This is a genomic window from Brevundimonas sp. P2_A6, assembly GCF_056404975.1.
Genome location: NZ_JBFUCZ010000005.1, coordinates 93,171 through 108,925 on the forward strand (window position 1 = coordinate 93,171; position 15,755 = coordinate 108,925).

Annotated in this window: 19 protein-coding genes and 1 tRNA gene; 13 read left to right on the forward strand and 7 right to left on the reverse strand. The window is 64.6% G+C overall.

The features are described 5' to 3' along the window. Window positions 1-27: 27 nt before the first annotated feature. Genes AC1DW4_RS12685 through AC1DW4_RS12695 form a run of 3 tightly spaced genes read right to left on the reverse strand, consistent with a single transcriptional unit; the run spans window position 28 to window position 2,374 of the window. Window positions 28-654: a DUF6468 domain-containing protein gene (locus AC1DW4_RS12685; protein WP_477017627.1), complete on the reverse strand. Its 627-nt coding sequence runs from the start codon at window positions 652-654 to the stop codon at window positions 28-30. Between the two features lies 1 nt (window position 655). Next, window positions 656-1,726 carry a flagellar motor switch protein FliM gene (gene fliM / locus AC1DW4_RS12690; protein WP_477017628.1) on the reverse strand — a complete coding sequence of 357 codons (1,071 nt, stop codon included), beginning with the start codon at window positions 1,724-1,726 and terminating at the stop codon, window positions 656-658. Beyond that, a complete protein-coding gene (locus AC1DW4_RS12695; RefSeq protein ID WP_477017629.1) occupies window positions 1,727-2,374 on the reverse strand; it encodes a flagellar basal body-associated FliL family protein in 648 nt (215 codons plus the stop codon). Window positions 2,375-2,554: 180 nt separating this feature from the next. Here AC1DW4_RS12695 and flgF point away from each other — a divergent pair, with 180 nt between their 5' ends. From flgF to AC1DW4_RS12730, 7 genes are all read left to right on the forward strand, one after another. Beyond that, entirely contained in the window at window positions 2,555-3,292 is a 738-nt protein-coding gene (gene flgF, locus AC1DW4_RS12700) for a flagellar basal-body rod protein FlgF (RefSeq protein ID WP_477017630.1), read from the forward strand. Between the two features lie 9 nt (window positions 3,293-3,301). Next, window positions 3,302-4,090: a flagellar basal-body rod protein FlgG gene (flgG, locus tag AC1DW4_RS12705; protein ID WP_477017631.1), complete on the forward strand. Its 789-nt coding sequence runs from the start codon at window positions 3,302-3,304 to the stop codon at window positions 4,088-4,090. A gap of 4 nt (window positions 4,091-4,094) precedes the next feature. After that, a complete protein-coding gene (locus AC1DW4_RS12710) occupies window positions 4,095-4,736 on the forward strand; it encodes a flagella basal body P-ring formation protein FlgA (RefSeq protein ID WP_477017632.1) in 642 nt (213 codons plus the stop codon). A 12-nt stretch (window positions 4,737-4,748) separates the two neighbouring features. Next, the gene (gene flgH, locus AC1DW4_RS12715; RefSeq protein ID WP_477017633.1) at window positions 4,749-5,474 is read left to right on the forward strand and encodes a flagellar basal body L-ring protein FlgH; all 726 of its coding nucleotides are present in this window, start codon (window positions 4,749-4,751) and stop codon (window positions 5,472-5,474) included. 184 nt (window positions 5,475-5,658) lie between these two features. Further along, a complete protein-coding gene (locus AC1DW4_RS12720; RefSeq protein WP_477017634.1) occupies window positions 5,659-6,138 on the forward strand; it encodes a hypothetical protein in 480 nt (159 codons plus the stop codon). A gap of 24 nt (window positions 6,139-6,162) precedes the next feature. Continuing rightward, entirely contained in the window at window positions 6,163-6,576 is a 414-nt protein-coding gene (locus AC1DW4_RS12725; RefSeq protein WP_477017635.1) for a hypothetical protein, read from the forward strand. After that, window positions 6,573-7,097: a hypothetical protein gene (locus tag AC1DW4_RS12730; RefSeq protein ID WP_477017636.1), complete on the forward strand. Its 525-nt coding sequence runs from the start codon at window positions 6,573-6,575 to the stop codon at window positions 7,095-7,097. Before AC1DW4_RS12725 ends, AC1DW4_RS12730 begins: the two co-directional genes overlap by 4 nt. A 20-nt stretch (window positions 7,098-7,117) precedes the next feature. On the opposite strand, the gene msrA is transcribed toward AC1DW4_RS12730, so the two are convergent. Beyond that, window positions 7,118-7,762 (reverse strand): peptide-methionine (S)-S-oxide reductase MsrA, encoded by a 645-nt coding sequence (msrA, locus tag AC1DW4_RS12735; protein WP_477017637.1) that lies wholly within the window; start codon window positions 7,760-7,762, stop codon window positions 7,118-7,120. 166 nt (window positions 7,763-7,928) lie between these two features. On the opposite strand from msrA, the gene AC1DW4_RS12740 reads away from it, so the two are divergent. Further along, window positions 7,929-8,018 (forward strand) — tRNA-Ser (locus AC1DW4_RS12740). Between the two features lie 402 nt (window positions 8,019-8,420). Here AC1DW4_RS12740 and AC1DW4_RS12745 read toward each other — a convergent pair. Together AC1DW4_RS12745 and AC1DW4_RS12750 are read right to left on the reverse strand one after the other, a co-directional pair. Further along, window positions 8,421-10,043 carry a recombinase family protein gene (locus tag AC1DW4_RS12745; RefSeq protein ID WP_477017638.1) on the reverse strand — a complete coding sequence of 541 codons (1,623 nt, stop codon included), beginning with the start codon at window positions 10,041-10,043 and terminating at the stop codon, window positions 8,421-8,423. Further along, window positions 10,040-10,462 carry a DUF2924 domain-containing protein gene (locus AC1DW4_RS12750; RefSeq protein ID WP_477017639.1) on the reverse strand — a complete coding sequence of 141 codons (423 nt, stop codon included), beginning with the start codon at window positions 10,460-10,462 and terminating at the stop codon, window positions 10,040-10,042. Before AC1DW4_RS12750 ends, AC1DW4_RS12745 begins: the two co-directional genes overlap by 4 nt. 181 nt (window positions 10,463-10,643) lie before the next feature. Between AC1DW4_RS12750 and AC1DW4_RS12755 the strand changes: the two genes are divergently transcribed. The 4 genes from AC1DW4_RS12755 (at window position 10,644) to AC1DW4_RS12770 (ending at window position 15,014) form a co-directional block, all read left to right on the forward strand. After that, the gene (locus AC1DW4_RS12755; protein ID WP_477017640.1) at window positions 10,644-11,972 is read left to right on the forward strand and encodes a site-specific DNA-methyltransferase; all 1,329 of its coding nucleotides are present in this window, start codon (window positions 10,644-10,646) and stop codon (window positions 11,970-11,972) included. Then, the gene (locus AC1DW4_RS12760; RefSeq protein WP_477017641.1) at window positions 11,969-12,766 is read left to right on the forward strand and encodes a DUF5681 domain-containing protein; all 798 of its coding nucleotides are present in this window, start codon (window positions 11,969-11,971) and stop codon (window positions 12,764-12,766) included. The genes AC1DW4_RS12755 and AC1DW4_RS12760 overlap by 4 nt, the downstream gene beginning before the upstream one ends. Before the next feature lie 521 nt (window positions 12,767-13,287). Then, window positions 13,288-14,358: a sensor histidine kinase gene (locus tag AC1DW4_RS12765; protein WP_477017642.1), complete on the forward strand. Its 1,071-nt coding sequence runs from the start codon at window positions 13,288-13,290 to the stop codon at window positions 14,356-14,358. A gap of 401 nt (window positions 14,359-14,759) precedes the next feature. After that, window positions 14,760-15,014 carry a hypothetical protein gene (locus tag AC1DW4_RS12770; protein WP_477017643.1) on the forward strand — a complete coding sequence of 85 codons (255 nt, stop codon included), beginning with the start codon at window positions 14,760-14,762 and terminating at the stop codon, window positions 15,012-15,014. Window positions 15,015-15,068: 54 nt separating this feature from the next. Here the strand turns inward: AC1DW4_RS12770 and AC1DW4_RS12775 are convergent, their stop codons facing one another. Further along, the gene (locus AC1DW4_RS12775) at window positions 15,069-15,233 is read right to left on the reverse strand and encodes a hypothetical protein (RefSeq protein WP_477017644.1); all 165 of its coding nucleotides are present in this window, start codon (window positions 15,231-15,233) and stop codon (window positions 15,069-15,071) included. Window positions 15,234-15,375: 142 nt separating this feature from the next. Between AC1DW4_RS12775 and AC1DW4_RS12780 the strand changes: the two genes are divergently transcribed. Continuing rightward, window positions 15,376-15,729 carry a hypothetical protein gene (locus AC1DW4_RS12780; RefSeq protein WP_477017645.1) on the forward strand — a complete coding sequence of 118 codons (354 nt, stop codon included), beginning with the start codon at window positions 15,376-15,378 and terminating at the stop codon, window positions 15,727-15,729. The last annotated feature ends 26 nt before the right edge of the window (window positions 15,730-15,755 follow it).

Sequence of the window (15,755 nt, forward strand, 5' to 3'; positions counted from 1 at the left end):
GCGCGAGGCATGGGGCCGCTTCAAAATTCAGGCGGCGAACAGGTCGTCGTCGAGGCTAGCCTTGGCGCGGTTGAGGCTTTGCTTCGCGGATTGGTTAGCGGTCAGGGCGTGCAGGATGGCCTGGACGTTTCCGGCGCCGGCGGCGGCCTTGGCGGGCGTCGCCATGCCCTGGATGCGCTCGGCCAGGGCGGCCATGCGGAAGGCACGGTCGTCGGAGTCGGCCTGAGTATTCTCCCTTCTGCTTGTCGGGAGGGACGGCTGCGGAGCAGCGCGGGTCGGCCTGTGTGAAACAGCGGACTCCCCGCTCGACACTTCCCCACCCGGGCCTTCGCTCCGCTCAGACCGTCCCTCCCCATGAAGAGGAGGGAGAGGCGCGCCGCGTGCCCCGCGCGCGATCAGCATTTCCAGATCGGTCTTCAGCTGGCGCGCCTTCAGGATGCGGTCGTGCAGCAGGTCGGCGTCCTCGCCTGAGGCGCGAAGGCTGGCCAGGGCGTTCTCGGCGCGGCCGCAGGCGGCGTTCAACTCTGTCACCGCTCCGGCGAAGACCAGTTGCCCGGCGCGCAGCTGGGTCAGCTTCTTCTCCAGCCGCACGCCGTAAGCGAGTGCGGCGACCAGAAGCAGCATCAGGATGGCGTCCAGGATCATGCCGGTCATGTCAGCGCCTTCCCTTGGTCAGGCTGTTGGCGGCCTCGACACTGATCGGGCCCTCCACGCGGATGGCGATATGCTGACCCTTGCGGCCCATACGTCCGGTCGTGACCGGAATCGAACCGCACCGGATCGAGACGTCGCTGTCGGGCGTGGCATTCAGCATGAAGGTGTCGCCGACCTTCAGGTTCAGGACGGTGGACAGGGGCGCAGACTGTTCGTCCAGCACGGCGCGGACCTCGGTGTCGGTGGTCCAGAGCTCGGTGGCCAGGTGGCCTTCCCAGATGTTGTCGCGGCCGAACTTCTCGCCCATGAACTGCTGCAGCAGCATCTTGCGGATCGGTTCCAGCGTCGCATAGGGCAGCAAGAGCTCGACCCGGCCGCCCCGATCCTCCATGTCGATGCGCAGCTTGACCAGGATGGCGGCGTTGGCCGGGCGCGCGATGGCGGCGAAGCGGGGGTTGGTCTCCAGCCGGTCCAGGTTGAAGTGGACGGGTGTCAGAGGCTCGAACGCGGCCTGGGCGTCGGCCAGGATGACCTCGACCATCCGCTGGACCAGAACGCGCTCGATCGTGGTGTAGGGCCGACCCTCGATCCGCAGCGCGGCCGTGCCGCGACGGCCGCCCAGCAGGACGTCGACGATCGAATAGATCAGGTTGGAATCGACCGTAAGCAGACCGTAGTTGTCCAGTTCCTCGGCCCGGAACACCGCCAGGATGGCCGGCAGCGGGATGGAGTTCAGATAGTCTCCGAACCGGATCGACGAGATGTTGTCGAGGCTGACCTCGACGTTGTCCGAGGTGAAGTTGCGCAAGCTCGTCGTCATCAGCCGCACAAGGCGGTCGAAGACGATCTCGAGCATCGGGAGCCGCTCGTAGGATACGAGCGCGGAGTTGATGATGGCGCGGATGCCGGTCCGCTCCGAGCCGTCGTCGTCGCCCAGGTCGAAACCCAGAAGGCTGTCGATCTCGTCCTGGTTCAGGACACGCTCGGAAGATCCGCCCGCGCGCTCTTCGCCGAACGCCTCCGCCGCCGCGAAGGGGTCCAGTTCGGTGTCGGCGACGCCCGCGTCAGACATCTACTGGACCAGCATTTCTTCGATCAGGACCGCGTCCACGCGCGACGGCGCGGCGATCAGATTGACCCGACGCAGAATCTCGGCGCGCAGCTGATACGAGCCCGCCGAACCCGCGAGGTCCTCGGGGCGCAGCTCGCGCAGGAAGCCCTGGAACATGTCCTGCATGCGCGGCATCTGGCCCTGTAGCGTCTCGGCCAGGTCGGCGTCGTGCATCTCCAGCGTCAGGGTCAGCTTGAGGAAGGTCGGCTTGCCGTCGGGCGACTGAATGTTCACCACCATGTCGGGCAGGGTGTAGAAGGTGACGCCGTCGGGGCCTTCGGAGATCTTGCCCAGGGCGGGATCGGCCTCGCCGCCCTCGCCTTCCTTCTTCTCGCCGTGGCCGCCCTTCTTCTCTTCCTTCTTTTCGGTACCGTGACCGCCCTCCGCCTCGGCACCCTCGGCGGCGGCGGGCTTGGGCTGGAGCATGAAAAAGGCCCCCGCACCGCCTCCGCCCAGAACCAGCAGGGCCACGGGCGCGATGATGAAAAGCAACGGGAGTTTCTTTTTCTTCGGAGCCTCGTCGCCCTCGACCTCGGCGCCATGCGCCACGGCCAGAGCCGTCGCCTCGTCCTTGGGCGGCTTGTCCTTCTTCTTGCCCAGCTTGATCATCGGCGCGCCCCGGAAAATCCCAATGTCCGAGATGCGGCGCGTTTGGTTAACGCGAGGTGTAAATCCGGCAAGTTTTGCCGGGTGACCCAACCCGCCTTGCCGCTGAAAGCCCCGTCCCAGCTGGATTAACCCTGTTGGCACGGTCATTGCGAGGCGCTGGGCGAAGGAGCCTGGTCACCCGTGGAAAATGCCGCCTACATCGGACTGTCCCGCCAGATGACGCTGCGCCGCGAGCTGGATATCGCGGCCAACAACATCGCCAATGCGGAGACGACGGGATTCAAGGTCGAGCAGCTTCTGCTCGGCACCGAGGTGGGCGGTCGAGCGCGCAACGACGCCGTGCGACCGGGGGCCAGCTTCGTTCTGGACAACGGGGTGGGCCGCGATTTCGGCCAGGGCGCGTTGAACGAAACGGGTCGCACCCTTGATTTCGCCATCGACGGCGAAGGGGCCTTCTTCCAGATCCAGGACGGGGCGGGCGAGGCCTATACCCGCGACGGGGCCTTCACCATCGATCCGACAGGACAGCTGGTCACCAAGTCCGGCCTGCCGGTGCTGGGCGACGGCGGGCCGATCATCGTCGATCCGACAAAGGGTCCGCTGACCGTCGCCGAGGACGGCACCATCAGTCAGGGTGGGGCCGCGCTGGGCACCCTTTCGCTGGCCCGGTTCGACAACCTCGCGGTCCTGTCCAAGGACGGCGACGGCCTTTACCGCAATGCCTCGAACGCCCCCGCGCTCGACGCAACGGGCGTGCAGGTCCGCCAGGGGATGCTGGAGGGATCCAACGTCAACACCCTGGTCGAGATCACCAATCTGATCGAGATCAACCGCGCCTACGAACGCGCGACCAAGATGATCGAAAACGTCCAGGACCTGTCCCGCCGCTCGGTCGAGCGGCTGGGCCGCAGCACCTAAGGAACAGTCATGCGTGCTTTGAGAACCGCCGCTTCGGGCATGGCCGCCCAGCAGCTGAACGTGGAGGTGATCTCCAACAACATCGCCAACATGAACACCGTCGGCTACAAGCGCCAGCGGGCCGAGTTCCAGGACCTGATCTACCAGAACGTGGAACGGATGGGCGCGCAGTCGTCCAGCCAGGGCACGGTCGTCCCCACCGGCATCCAGGTCGGTCTGGGCGTCAAGGCGGGCAGCGTCTACCGCATCACCGAACAGGGCACCCCCACCCAGACGGGCAACGACTACGACGTCGCCGTGGACGGCAAGGGCTATTTCCAGATCACACTGCCGTCGGGCGAGATCGGCTACACCCGCGCGGGCAACTTTTCGCTGAGCGGCGAGGGCCAGCTGGTGACCGAGGACGGCTATGCGGTCGAACCGGCCATCTCGATCCCGCAGGACGCGATCGACGTCAGCATTTCCAAGACCGGCCAGGTCCAGGTGACGACCGCCGGATCGCCGGAGCCCGCCATCGTCGGGCAGCTGGAACTGGCGACCTTCTTCAACGAGGCGGGGCTGGAAGCCATCGGCGACAATCTGCTGCTGGAAACGGCCGCATCGGGTCCGGCGACGACCGGGACGCCGGGTGAGACCGGCTTCGGGCAACTTCTGCAGGGCTACACCGAGGCGTCCAACGTCGATGCCGTGACCGAGATCAGCGCCCTGATCATCGCCCAGCGCGCCTATGAGATGAACTCCAAGGTCATTACCACCGCCGACGAAATGATGAGCGTCTCGGCCCAGGTGAAGGGCTAGGATCATGCGGACCTTCAGCCTGATCGCCGCGATCGCCTTGCTGGCCTCTCCCGCCCTCGCGGGACCCGTCACGCTGAAGGCCAATCCGGTCGACGACGACGGTCGCGTCACCCTGGGCGATGTGTTCGATGGCGCGGGGCCCGCCTCGAACTTCATCCTGGCCAGCCGGGCCGGACCGTCGGTCGTGTTCGAGGCGGCGCAGCTTCAGGCCATCGCGTCGCGCAACGGGCTGCAGTGGGCCAATCCGAACGGCCTGCGCCGGGTCGTGGTGCGCGACGCCGCCCTGGCCCCCGCTGTCCAGCCATCCGCGGCCCTCTCCACGAGCGATGCCGTGGCCCCAGCGCCGATCACCGTCGCCCCTCAGCGTCCCGCCCTCACGCCATCGCGCCAGGCGCGCGCCGCCCGTGTCATCGCGCGCAACGACATGGTCGAGGTCGCCTTCGTCTCCGGCGGCGTGACCCTGACCGTCACCGGCCGCGCCACCCGCGATGCCGCGCCGGGCGAGAGCGTACCGATCCTGAACGTCGCCTCGGGACGCACCATCGACGCCGTCGCCACAGGCCCCGGCCGCGCCATCACGGGTCCGGAGGCGCAAGCCTTCAGGGCCCAGGCCGCCCGTGCCCAATCCCAGATCGCCTCGCGCTAGGAACCACCAGTCATGCGTAAATCCATCCTCGCCCTCGCCCTGACCGCCCTGACCCTCGGAGCGTGCTCCACGGTCGTCGAGACGGTCCAGGGGCCGCAGCTGGCACCCATCGGCTATCCCGCCCAGCTGGTGCCGGTGACCCAGGCCTATACGACGGTGCCCGAGCCGCGCTCGGCCAGCGCCAACTCCCTGTGGCGGACGGGGGCACGCGCCTTCTTCGGCGACCAGCGCGCCAGAAACATCGGCGACATCCTGACCGTCAACATCGACATCGACGACCAGGCCCAGACGTCGAACACCACGACCCGCAGCCGGTCCAACGACATCACGGGCGGTATCAGCAACTTCTTCGGGCTGGAAAACAGCCTGGGGCGCGCCTTCCCCGGCGGTTTCGACCCGCAGAACCTGGTCGGTGTCCAGGGACAGTCCAACGCCAACGGCACGGGATCGGTCAGCCGGTCCGAGAAGGTCAGCCTGACCATCGCCGCGGTCGTCACCGACATCCTGTCCAACGGCAATCTGGTCATCCAGGGTCGGCAGGAAGTGCGCACCAACCGCGAAGTGCGCGAACTGACCGTCGCCGGCATCGTGCGGCCCGAGGACATCTCTTCGGCCAACACCATCGCCCACACCCAGATCGCCGAAGCTCGCATCAGCTACGGCGGGCGCGGAGACATCAGCCGGGTCCAGGCCACGCCCGCGGCCCAGAGCCTGGTCGAGCGCTTCAGTCCCTTCTAGCAAGGCCATTGACGCTCAACGCGCGACGTCTCGTTGCTTGGGCGAGAGATCGCGGCCCGAACGCGGACCGGCCGGGTTCAGGGTCTGGACCGTTGCAGGACGGTCACGCGCGGGGCCCCCGGCGAGCGCTCGTGTGAACCGTTAACAAGAACCCGCGTTAGACGATCAGACGCAAGGTTCACCCATGTTCAAGATTCTGATCCCCGCCGCCGCCTCGCTCGGTCTCATCGCCTTCGCGGCTCAATCCCAGTCGGCAGACGTGGCAGCGAACGCCGACGTCCAGGCCGCGCCGGTGATGAGCTGGAGCGTGCACCACGAGGGGGCTCTGGCCAAGCTGACCTATGGTGTGGCCAACTCCGACCAACTGGCCTTGATGGTGTCGTGCGCCCCGGGAGACCGGACCGCCGCGGTCTATGGCGATGTCCAGCCTGAAGGCGCGCGCCTGATGCAGGCCAGCGCGACGTCACAAACCTTTGATCCTCTGTCGGGCGGCGAGGCCGAAGAGGCGCGCATAGGCCTGAACGACCCGGCCCTGCGGGGACTCGCCGACATGGGGACGATGGCCGTACGCGGGGATGCCGGCCTGTTCCAGCTGACCGCCGGCCAACAGGAACGTCGCATGGTGAGCGATTTTCTGGCCTATTGCTCGACGGGCCGCGCCTGATCGGCCCGCGACAGGGGCTGAACCTTGAACATTCTGGCGATCGTGGCCGTGGCTGCCGTTCTTCAGGGCGGCTGGACGTGGACGCTCTACGAGGGAGATGGTCCCCTGGTCCTGGCCAATGAGGTGCCCGACACACCGCAACTTCGGGCGACGCTTCAATGCGACGCCGGCTCCGGTATCGCGCGCTTGGACCTGTATGGCGGTCAGCAAGGCGCGGGCTACGCGACCCTGACGTCCGGATCCGCTTCCGCGACCGGACAGATGTCGGCCGGAAACGACCGGCGGTCGATCGCGCTTCGAACCGACCATCCCGTGTTCGGACAGTTCATGCTGAACGGCGCGCTGGACGTGGGCCTTGGGGATCAGCACCAAACGATCGACGTGCAGACTGAACACCTGGCCAAGCTGAGGCGCTTCGCGGAGCTTTGCGCCGGATGAACCCCAGTCGCATCAGGATCGCGCCCTACACCGCCGCGTTCGTCAGTATCGCACTCACATCCGCCTGCTCGAGCGTCGCACCCGTCGATACCGGGACGGCCCCCGCCGCCATCGCCGCATCGCCTTCCCCCGTCGAGGGCTATGACTGGCACCTGACGATCGGCGACGGCTACGCCAGGCTGGCCTACGGCGTCGCCGAAAGCGACGACCTGAAGCTCGGCCTGGATTGCGCGGCGGGATCGGCGAGGGTCGACGTCACGGCCAATGCCCCAACCGGATCACGCACGATCCTGCTGGAGTCGGGTGGCGACACCGAACGACTGATGGCGCAGGGGGAGCCGTCACAACTGACGGACGGCGATCTGCTGACCGCGACGGCCGCCGCCGACTTGCCGGTGTTCCAGCGCTTCCGCCGCCTGGGGTGGATGGCCCGGTGGACCGGCGAGGACCACCGCGAGACCTATGTCGCCCATCCGCAATCGCGGGCGGATGTCGAACGGTTCTTCGCCCTGTGTGACTGATCCCGGCGGGTCGACCGGGATCAGGCTTCGACGCCGACCCCGATCGGACAGACCACGCCGGTGCCACCGACACCGCAATAGCCGTTCGGGTTCTTGGCCAGATAGCCCTGGTGGTAGCCCTCTGCGAAGTAGAACGGTCCGGCCGGGGTGATCTCGGTCGTGATCGTCCCCCGACCGGCCTGGGTCAGGGCCGCCTGATAGGAGTCGCGCGAGGCCTCGGCCTGCGCCTTCTGTTCGTCGTCCAGGTAATAGATGGCCGAGCGGTAGGTCGAACCGATGTCATTGCCCTGGCGCATGCCCTGGGTCGGATCGTGACCTTCCCAGAAGGTCTTCAGCAGGTCGGCATAGGTGATCTGCGCCGGATCGAACACGACCTGGACCACCTCGGTCTGGCCGGTCAGGCCCGTGCAGGTCTCCTCATAGGTCGGATTGGGCGTGATGCCGCCGGAATAGCCGACGGCCGTGACCCAGACGCCCGGCAGCGTCCAGAACTTGCGTTCCACGCCCCAGAAACATCCCATGCCGAAAATGGCCGTCTGAAACCCTTCCGGATGCGGCCCCTTCAGGGGGCGACCCAGGACGAAATGCGTTTCGTCGGTCGCAAGAGGCGTGGCGCGGCCCGGCAGGGCGGTGTCGGGCGTCGGCAGGGTGATCTTGGCGCTCATGTTCGAAAAAATCCGGGAGAAGAAGGACATGTCGTCCATATGGGAACCGGTCCCCTTTTTGCCCAGTGGGGTCTCCCCACAGACTGTGCTTGCCCGATGGTTCCGCCTGTTCTATCAGCCTGCCCTCCCCGGGCGACCTCCCGGGACGTTTGCATCGTGGTCAAACGGACAGGTGGCGGAGTGGTCGATCGCGCACGCTTGGAAAGCGTGTGTAGGTGAAAGCCTACCGAGGGTTCGAATCCCTCTCTGTCCGCCACACACCCCCGGCACCGTGCTCTGATCTGACGCTGGTCGTGCAAGGCCCCGTAATGTGGGGCCTATTTGCCGCCAAACTCCCGCACAGGAAGCCATTCGACGCCGACGGGAGCAGGGTCATGACCGGCTTGGCTCGCCCAGTCTCTGCCCGAACCGCATTTGGTGGAGTTTCCCTGTTATCGCCCTGAACAGGGAAGTCAGGTGTTTTTTGAGAGCTTGATTTTGCGCCCGAAGACGCGGCGCACCCCGCAAATGCCGTACCTGCGGGGTTTCAGGGCGCAGCGGGCTGCTGCGGTCGGCGAAATTAACAGGGAACGATCGCTCACAGGAACAGGGATCATTTGCACGCGGAACAGGGACCGAAAATCAGTCGAACAGGGAGTGTTGCTGGGTCGAACAGGGATCATTTTCCGTCGAAGCACAGTGTGCGGCGTTGGTCTGCCCAGTCGGTCGGCAGCCGCGTTTTCAGCAGTTGATCGAGCGTAAGAGCCGGCGGCTGGCGGCCTTCAAGGATCGCCTTCTGGATGTCGGGTGCCAGGAAGACAAGAGGCCATAGCCGGCGTTCGTAACTGCTCGACGGCGGCTTGCCGGTACCTTCGAGCTTGCCATCGCTCGCGCGCCACCCCAGTCCAGCAGCGATCTTGTGCGCCTGGCGAAGGCCGCGGATCAGCACCGGATCGCGTCGCGCCTTTCGAGCGATATTCGCGGAGGCGGGGGTCAAAACCCAGGTCCGCCCACCGCGCGCTTGGCATCGGACCGGTGCGTTCAGCACGACACGGTCGGGATGGACGTCACAGGGCGTCAGGCCACTGCGGACGTCTCGTGGCAGCGACTTGGCCTCAAACGCGATGCGCAGCTCATGGGGCAACACCTCCACCCGGCGCACTGGCTTTAGAAGATAGGCAAGAGGGCGGTCAGGCGCTCCCGGCGTCACCGTCACCAGCTGGGTTCGTACAGCCTCTTCCAGGGCTTCTGCTGAGACGCGGCGTAGAACACCCTCTCGGGTCGCGACCTTGCGACCCTGCTGCAGCGGCGCTGAAACGTAGTAGCGGTAGACCCGGCCTGCCCGACCGTATCCGAACGATGGGCTCATCGGATGCCCATCGGCGTCGAACACCAGACCCTTGAGTGGAAGCTGCGCCGAGCGAAGAGGCCGGTCCCTGCGCGTTCGGGCGTTGGCCGCCAGCTGCGCTTGAACACTGGCGAACACCTCTGGCTCGATGATCGGGGGATGGCAGCCGGCCACGCTGGTGTCGCCATGAACGATCTCGCCGAGATAGATACGGTTGCGCAGCATGTGGAACAGGGCCCCGCGACTGAGCAGGACACCACCCGAGGTCGAGCCCCTGGCGCTGACCCAGACCTTGGAGCGTACCCCCTCCTCCGCCAACCTGGCTTCCACGGCAGAGACCGACCCCAGCTGCAGGTAAAGGTCGAAGATCGCTCTCACGCGCTCGGCCTCGTCGTCATTCCTAACCAGCATGCGGGTGGCCCGATCGGTTGGCGGGTCGTAGCCCATGGGTGGAAGACCGCCCATCCACATGCCCCTGGCCTTGGACGCCGCGATCTTGTCGCGAATGCGCTCGCCGGTCACTTCGCGCTCGAACTGGGCGAACGAGAGAAGCACGTTCAGCGTCAGCCGACCCATGGAGGTGGTGGTGTTGAACGACTGGGTTACCGACACGAACGAGGCTTGGGCCTTGTCCAGCCGATCGACGATGCGCGCGAAGTCCGCGAGCGAACGCGTGAGCCGGTCGATCTTGTAGACCACGATGGTGTCGACCAGCCCGGCATCGATGTCCTCGAGCAGGCGCTTCAGCCCGGGACGCTCGATGTTGCCGCCCGAGAAACCGCCATCATCGTAGACCGCCGGCAGGACCTTCCAACCCTCGCTGGCCTGGCTACGGACATAGGCCTCGCAGGCCTCCCTCTGGGCGTGCAGGCTGTTAAAGGCCTGATCCAGACCCTCCTCGCTGCTCTTGCGGGTGTAGATCGCGCAGCGGATCGAAGGGCGGGTAGCGCTCATGGATGACCCTCCCCCGCCCTCAGGCCAAAGAACCTCGGCCCGTTCCAGCGAGAGCCGGTAATCTTGCGCGCCACCTGCGACAGGCTGCGGTGCAGGTCCCCCCGGTGGCGCAACCGCCCGTCTGGCTCCACCACGACCTCGTGGCGTGCGCCCTGCCACTCCCGGGTCAGCCGCGTGCCGGGGGTCAGCCTCGTCGTGACCGGCACAGAGGCGTCACGCCGTATCGCGCGACGCAAGTCCGCATCCAGTCCGCCGTCCCGGGCTGCCTGAAGGCGCCAGGCCAGCATCAAAGCGAGTATCTCGGGCGAACGGATCGCCGGCGGTGCGCCGAAACGTTCGCGCCAGATCGCGCGAAGCGGCTCCAGGCCGAGGGTGCCTAGGGTCGCGCAGTCAACGTCGGCAGAAGATCTGGTGCTCATCGTGGTCTCGGTTCAGCGGGGCCTCCTCGGGCCCACCGACACGAGCCCGGGGTGGCCGGGCGCGCAGACACTCACGCTCCGTTCCAAGCCGCAGTCCAGTCTCGGGGGAATAATAATCGCCGCTGTGGACATCGTCGCAAACCAGGGCTAACCGAATCACGATTCACGTTATGTTCATGCCATGAACACCGTCGCCGCTTCCCAAGCCCTCGAGGCTCGCCCGCCGTCAGAGCTTCGGCCCTACAGCCGAAACGCCCGGACCCATTCCCGCAAACAGATCCGTCAGATCGCCGACAGCATCGAGCGGTTCGGGTTCACCAACCCGGTGCTGGTCAGCGACGATGGCGAGATCATCGCGGGCCATGGCAGGGTGGCCGCTGCCAAGCTGCTGGGCCTCCCCACGGTGCCGACCCTGCGGCTGTCGCATCTCAGTCCCGAGGAGCGGAGAGCCTATGTGTTGGCCGACAACAAGCTGGCGCTGAATGCCGGGTGGGATCAGGACATCCTGGCAATCGAGCTGCAGGCACTGATCGATCTGGACTTCGACGTCACCCTGACGGGCTTCTCGCTGGCTGAGGTCGACTTCACCCTCGATGCCGCTCGTGAGCGCGATCCTGACGCACCGCCCGGGGTCGAGGACGAGGTCCCGCCGATCCAGGCCGAGGCGGTTACCCGCATGGGCGACGTCTGGGTGTTGGGCAGACACCGGCTCATCTGTGGCGATGCGCGCGTTCCCCAGGACTACGCCAGGCTGCTGGGTGATGAGCGGGTGGACTTGGTGTTCACCGACCCGCCATACAACGTACCGATCGAAGGCCATGTCTGCGGCTCAGGCCGTATCCGCCATCGCGAGTTCGCCATGGGTGTGGGCGAGATGAGCCAGGACGCCTTCACCGCCTTCCTCAAGGACGCCCTCAAGCCCATGGCAGCGAACTGCCGGGACGGCGCGATTGCTTATGTCTGTATGGACTGGCGGCATATGACCGAGGTGCTCAATGCGGGGTCCGAGGTCTTCTCCGAGCTCAAGAACCTGTGCGTCTGGAACAAGACCAACGGCGGCATGGGGACCTTCTACCGGTCCAAGCATGAGCTGGTGTTCGTCTACAAGGTCGGGACCGCAGCTCACACCAACACCTTCGGTCTGGGCGACAGTGGCCGCTACAGGACGAACGTCTGGGATTACGCCGGGATCAGCAGCATGGGTGCCGGCCGCTCCGAAGCGCTGGAGATGCACCCGACGGTCAAGCCCACAGCCATGGTCGCTGACGCGATCCGCGATTGCTCCAGGCGCGGCGACATCGTGCTCGACGGGTTCGGGGGATCGGGCACCACCCTGATTGCCGCCGAGACCTGTGGCCGGTCTGCCCGTCTCATCGAGTTCGACCCGCTCTACTGCGATGTGATCATCCGCCGCTTCGAGCGACTGACGGGCAAGCAGGCAATGTTGCAGGAAGGCGAAGCACTGTTCGATGAGGTGGCCGTGCAGCGCCTTGGCGGGTTGGCGGCATGAGTGACGCAGCCGACAATCCCGCACCCGGGAAGGGCCTGGTTGGATACGCCAAGCCGCCGGTCGAGCATCGTTTCCAGAAGGGCCGGTCCGGCAACCCAAGGGGACGACCGAGAAAGAAGCGCACGCCGGCGGAGCCTGCAGACCCCGTTCTGAGCCACCATCTTGGCGACCTGGTCTTGTTGGAAGCGATACGACCAATCCAGGTGCGAGAAAACGACCAGATCGTTGAGTTACCTCTGATCCAGGCCGTGATCCGCAGCCTGGGCGTGGCGGCGGTCAAAGGGAGCCACAGGGCACAAATTGCCCTCGCAGGCATGGTCAAGGCCGTGCAGGACAAGACACTCGAGGACCGTCTGGCCCTGTTCAAGTCAGCGGTGGAATACAAGGATAGCTGGGAGGAAGCATTCCTCGCCTGCGATGCGCGCAGCGAGCCTCGCCCGGAGCCTGTGCCCCATCCCCACGAGATCCGCCTTAACTCGCGAACCTTGGAAGTCACTTACAACGGTCCCGAAACCCCGGATGACAAGGCCAAATGGGACAAGCTGATCGCTAGACGGGAAGCGGCACTTTCCGAAATCGCCGATATGGAGAAGCTGAAAAAGTGCAAAACATGGGCTGATCTGCGAGAAAGCCTCGATCGCGACATCGCCTCCGAGAGCCACCTCGCGAACCTTATCGAGGATATCATTCCCAACGAAAAGACGCGGCGTGAGCCAGACTTCGACATAAGAGAATGGCGCAAAAGACGGCAGGCGATACGAAAGCTGAAAGACAGCTTCAAGCGGGACCGCTGACAGCAGCGTTGATCGGTCGCGTCTACTTTGCGCCAGGAGCGGACATTCACCGAGCGCCGGAAACCCGACATTCAGCCATGCCATCTGAGCCTGGGAATGTCCGCTTTTCGGTCCGCAGCCTTTGGCAGCTCCCGACCCAAAGCAGACCTTGCGAAAGACCTGGGTTGGAGATGACGGACGAACAGGTCCGGAACTACCCCTAAGCCTGCAATCCTCCGAGGCTGGGAGTCGTGATTTAGGCGCTCATCGAGGTGGTCCGGACCCGCTGGCGAGGTCACCGACGCAGTGCCGCTGGGCTTGCAAAGATGCGCTAATGCACTCTGTGACTGGGCGAAACTCCGGGCATTGCCCGCCGTAGCGGTTGTCGTAAGCCTCCGTGAAGTCCACGAACATAAACATCACAGTAGCCAGAGAATGGTGATCACCTCCCGCTTTTCGCGGAACCAAATGGGCGCGTAGTGCTAGACGGGTTTTGCTAAGGTTGGCTGGCACCGCGAGCCTCCTACGCGGAAGGGCCGTAGATGGCTCCACCTCCTGCCCATGGAGACATCGGCCTAACGCTCGCGCTTGCGATTGTGTCTGCCTCCCAGACGCCACTGCTGCTGCTTGATGACCAATCAAACGTCGTCGCGGCCAGCCAGTCGTTTCTCACGTCCTTCGATCTCTATTTGGGCGAGGTGAGTGAGAAGTCATTATTTGAGATCGGAGCGGGCGGATTTAACCTGCCGCGCATCAAGTCCTTGCTCGCGGCAGCCGCGACTACCGACACGCCGATTGACCCATACGAGATTGACCTCGTCGATCCGGATGGAACCGTTCGCAACCTCACGCTGACAGCTCAGAAACTGGTCTTCCTGGATGGCGCTCCCACTCGGCTCCTCCTGACCGTAGTCGATGCTACGAAAGCCCGTGCCGCAGAGCGAGCCAAGGACGCCCTCGTCCGGGACAATGAACTCCTAGTTCAGGAAGTCCGCCACCGGGTCGCCAACAGCCTTCAGATCATCGCCAGCGTGCTTCTGCAGAATGCCAAGAAAGTCACGTCTGAAGAAAGCCGCGCCCACCTTCGCGATGCACACCAACGGGTAATGTCGGTAGCAGCAGTCCAAAGCCAGCTAGTGGTGTCCACATTGGGGGATGTGGCTCTGAAGGCGTATTTCACGCAGCTTTGCCAGAGCCTGGGCGCTTCGATGATCGAGGATCACGGCCAGGTCGCTATTGTCGTGAACGGCGACGGCAGCACCTCGTCCGGGGAGGTGTCGGTAAGCCTCGGGCTGATCGTGACCGAACTCGTAATCAACGCCCTGAAACATGCCTTCCCCGATGGGAGGAAGGGTCTCGTCACGGTCGATTACCATTCGGAACACGAAGGCTGGGCGCTGTCGGTCTGCGATGATGGCGTGGGAAAGCGGGCCGCCAGTGAGGCCGATCCTCAGGGTGGTCTCGGGACGGCCATCGTGAACGCTCTAGCGGCGCAGCTGGAAGCCAAGATCACCGTAACCGATCTCAGGCCCGGCACGGGGGTGTCGGTGGTCCACCAAAAACCCATCGGTGTGCGGCTTGGCTCGGCACCTGCGGAACTTCATGCGGTCTAGGCGACCACGCGCGACTGCCAATGTCCGTTTTCGACCGTCAGGCGACGGTCGGCTTCCGACCCAAAGTGGACCTTAGTCCGAGGTCGTGATCCATTGTCTATTTAGACCGAGCGGCGCGCATGAAGGCGATGGAACTGAGGGCGACTAGCAGTCCAATCGACCGAATGAGGTTATCATGATTGAACGCAATGAAGATCGTTATCCCTGCTGCAATGGCAGTCCATGCGAGCACGGTGAGGATCATCTTTTTGTTCATCACAACACGTTTCTGAGCGGACACGGATGAGGCGCGACTGCGCGATCTGAAAGCCTAGCTCGCCGAAGGCAGCTTTACACCCCGCTGCGACCGTCCGCTTCCGACCCATTGCGGACGTTGGCAGGTTTCAAGCTATGGTCACCGGATGACCGAAATCAACTACCTCTCGCCGGGCGAGCAGATGCCGGATGTCGGCGACGATCAGCCGTGGCTAACTGTCGAAGCATCTCACGGTGGCCAGTTCTTTGGCTCGGGGGGATCGTGGAAAGCTAACGGCGAGTGGGTAGGCTATGGCTCGTTAGTCGAGGACGACGTTTCGCTCGAAGCAGCAGTGGCTGCGGCACAGAAGTGGGCAACCAAATATGGCGTCCCGACCATCTGGGTTCAGGCTACCCCTTAGGTGCGCTTCCCACCCATAGGCGACCGTCCGCTTCCGACCCAAAGCGGACCTTCCTCAGATGCCCGTTGACGCGAAGAACAAGACGATGCCCACAAACCCTAATGCAGCAACGATCCCAAATCCGATAAGGCTGGTTGCGACGAACTTCAGCGTCAGACGGGCCAACTCGCCAAGTCCGACCTGATCAAGTTTCGCAGGTTCGGGGGCGCGATCGGCCATACTTACAATAATGCACCCGTCGATGTTCGCTTGCCACCCCTGACTGCAAGTAGGGAGGTCTGCTCTCGGGCAAGATTGGGATCGCCGCTCCCGACCCAAAGCAGACGTTGCGACCGTCAGCATAAACGTGAAATCGTAGGGGATGGACGACGGCGAACCAGAAGTGTCTGCAAGGTATGTCGTGGGCCTCGCGCCAGGCGAGGTGATCCAGTTTGGCACCGGCGATTGGCGTGATGGGTCGGTCAAAGGTGTTGCGGTCAGCGAAGCGGCATTCGACAGACTGGAGCCCGCGATCAGGAAAGCCATTCCAGACTGGCGTGAAGGTGCCCGATATTGCGTTACGGAAATCCCCCGGTCGAGTTTGGAGGCGTTAATCGGGGCATTTGGCGCGCTCTCCCATGACGATGAGGCAACCATGACGATGATCGGGCAAGTGACGGATTGGCTCTCGTCAGCGAGTGAGCGCGGCGAGCCGGTGAGCATCTTCGGCATCTGATGAAGGTCGCCTATCCGCCCTAAGGC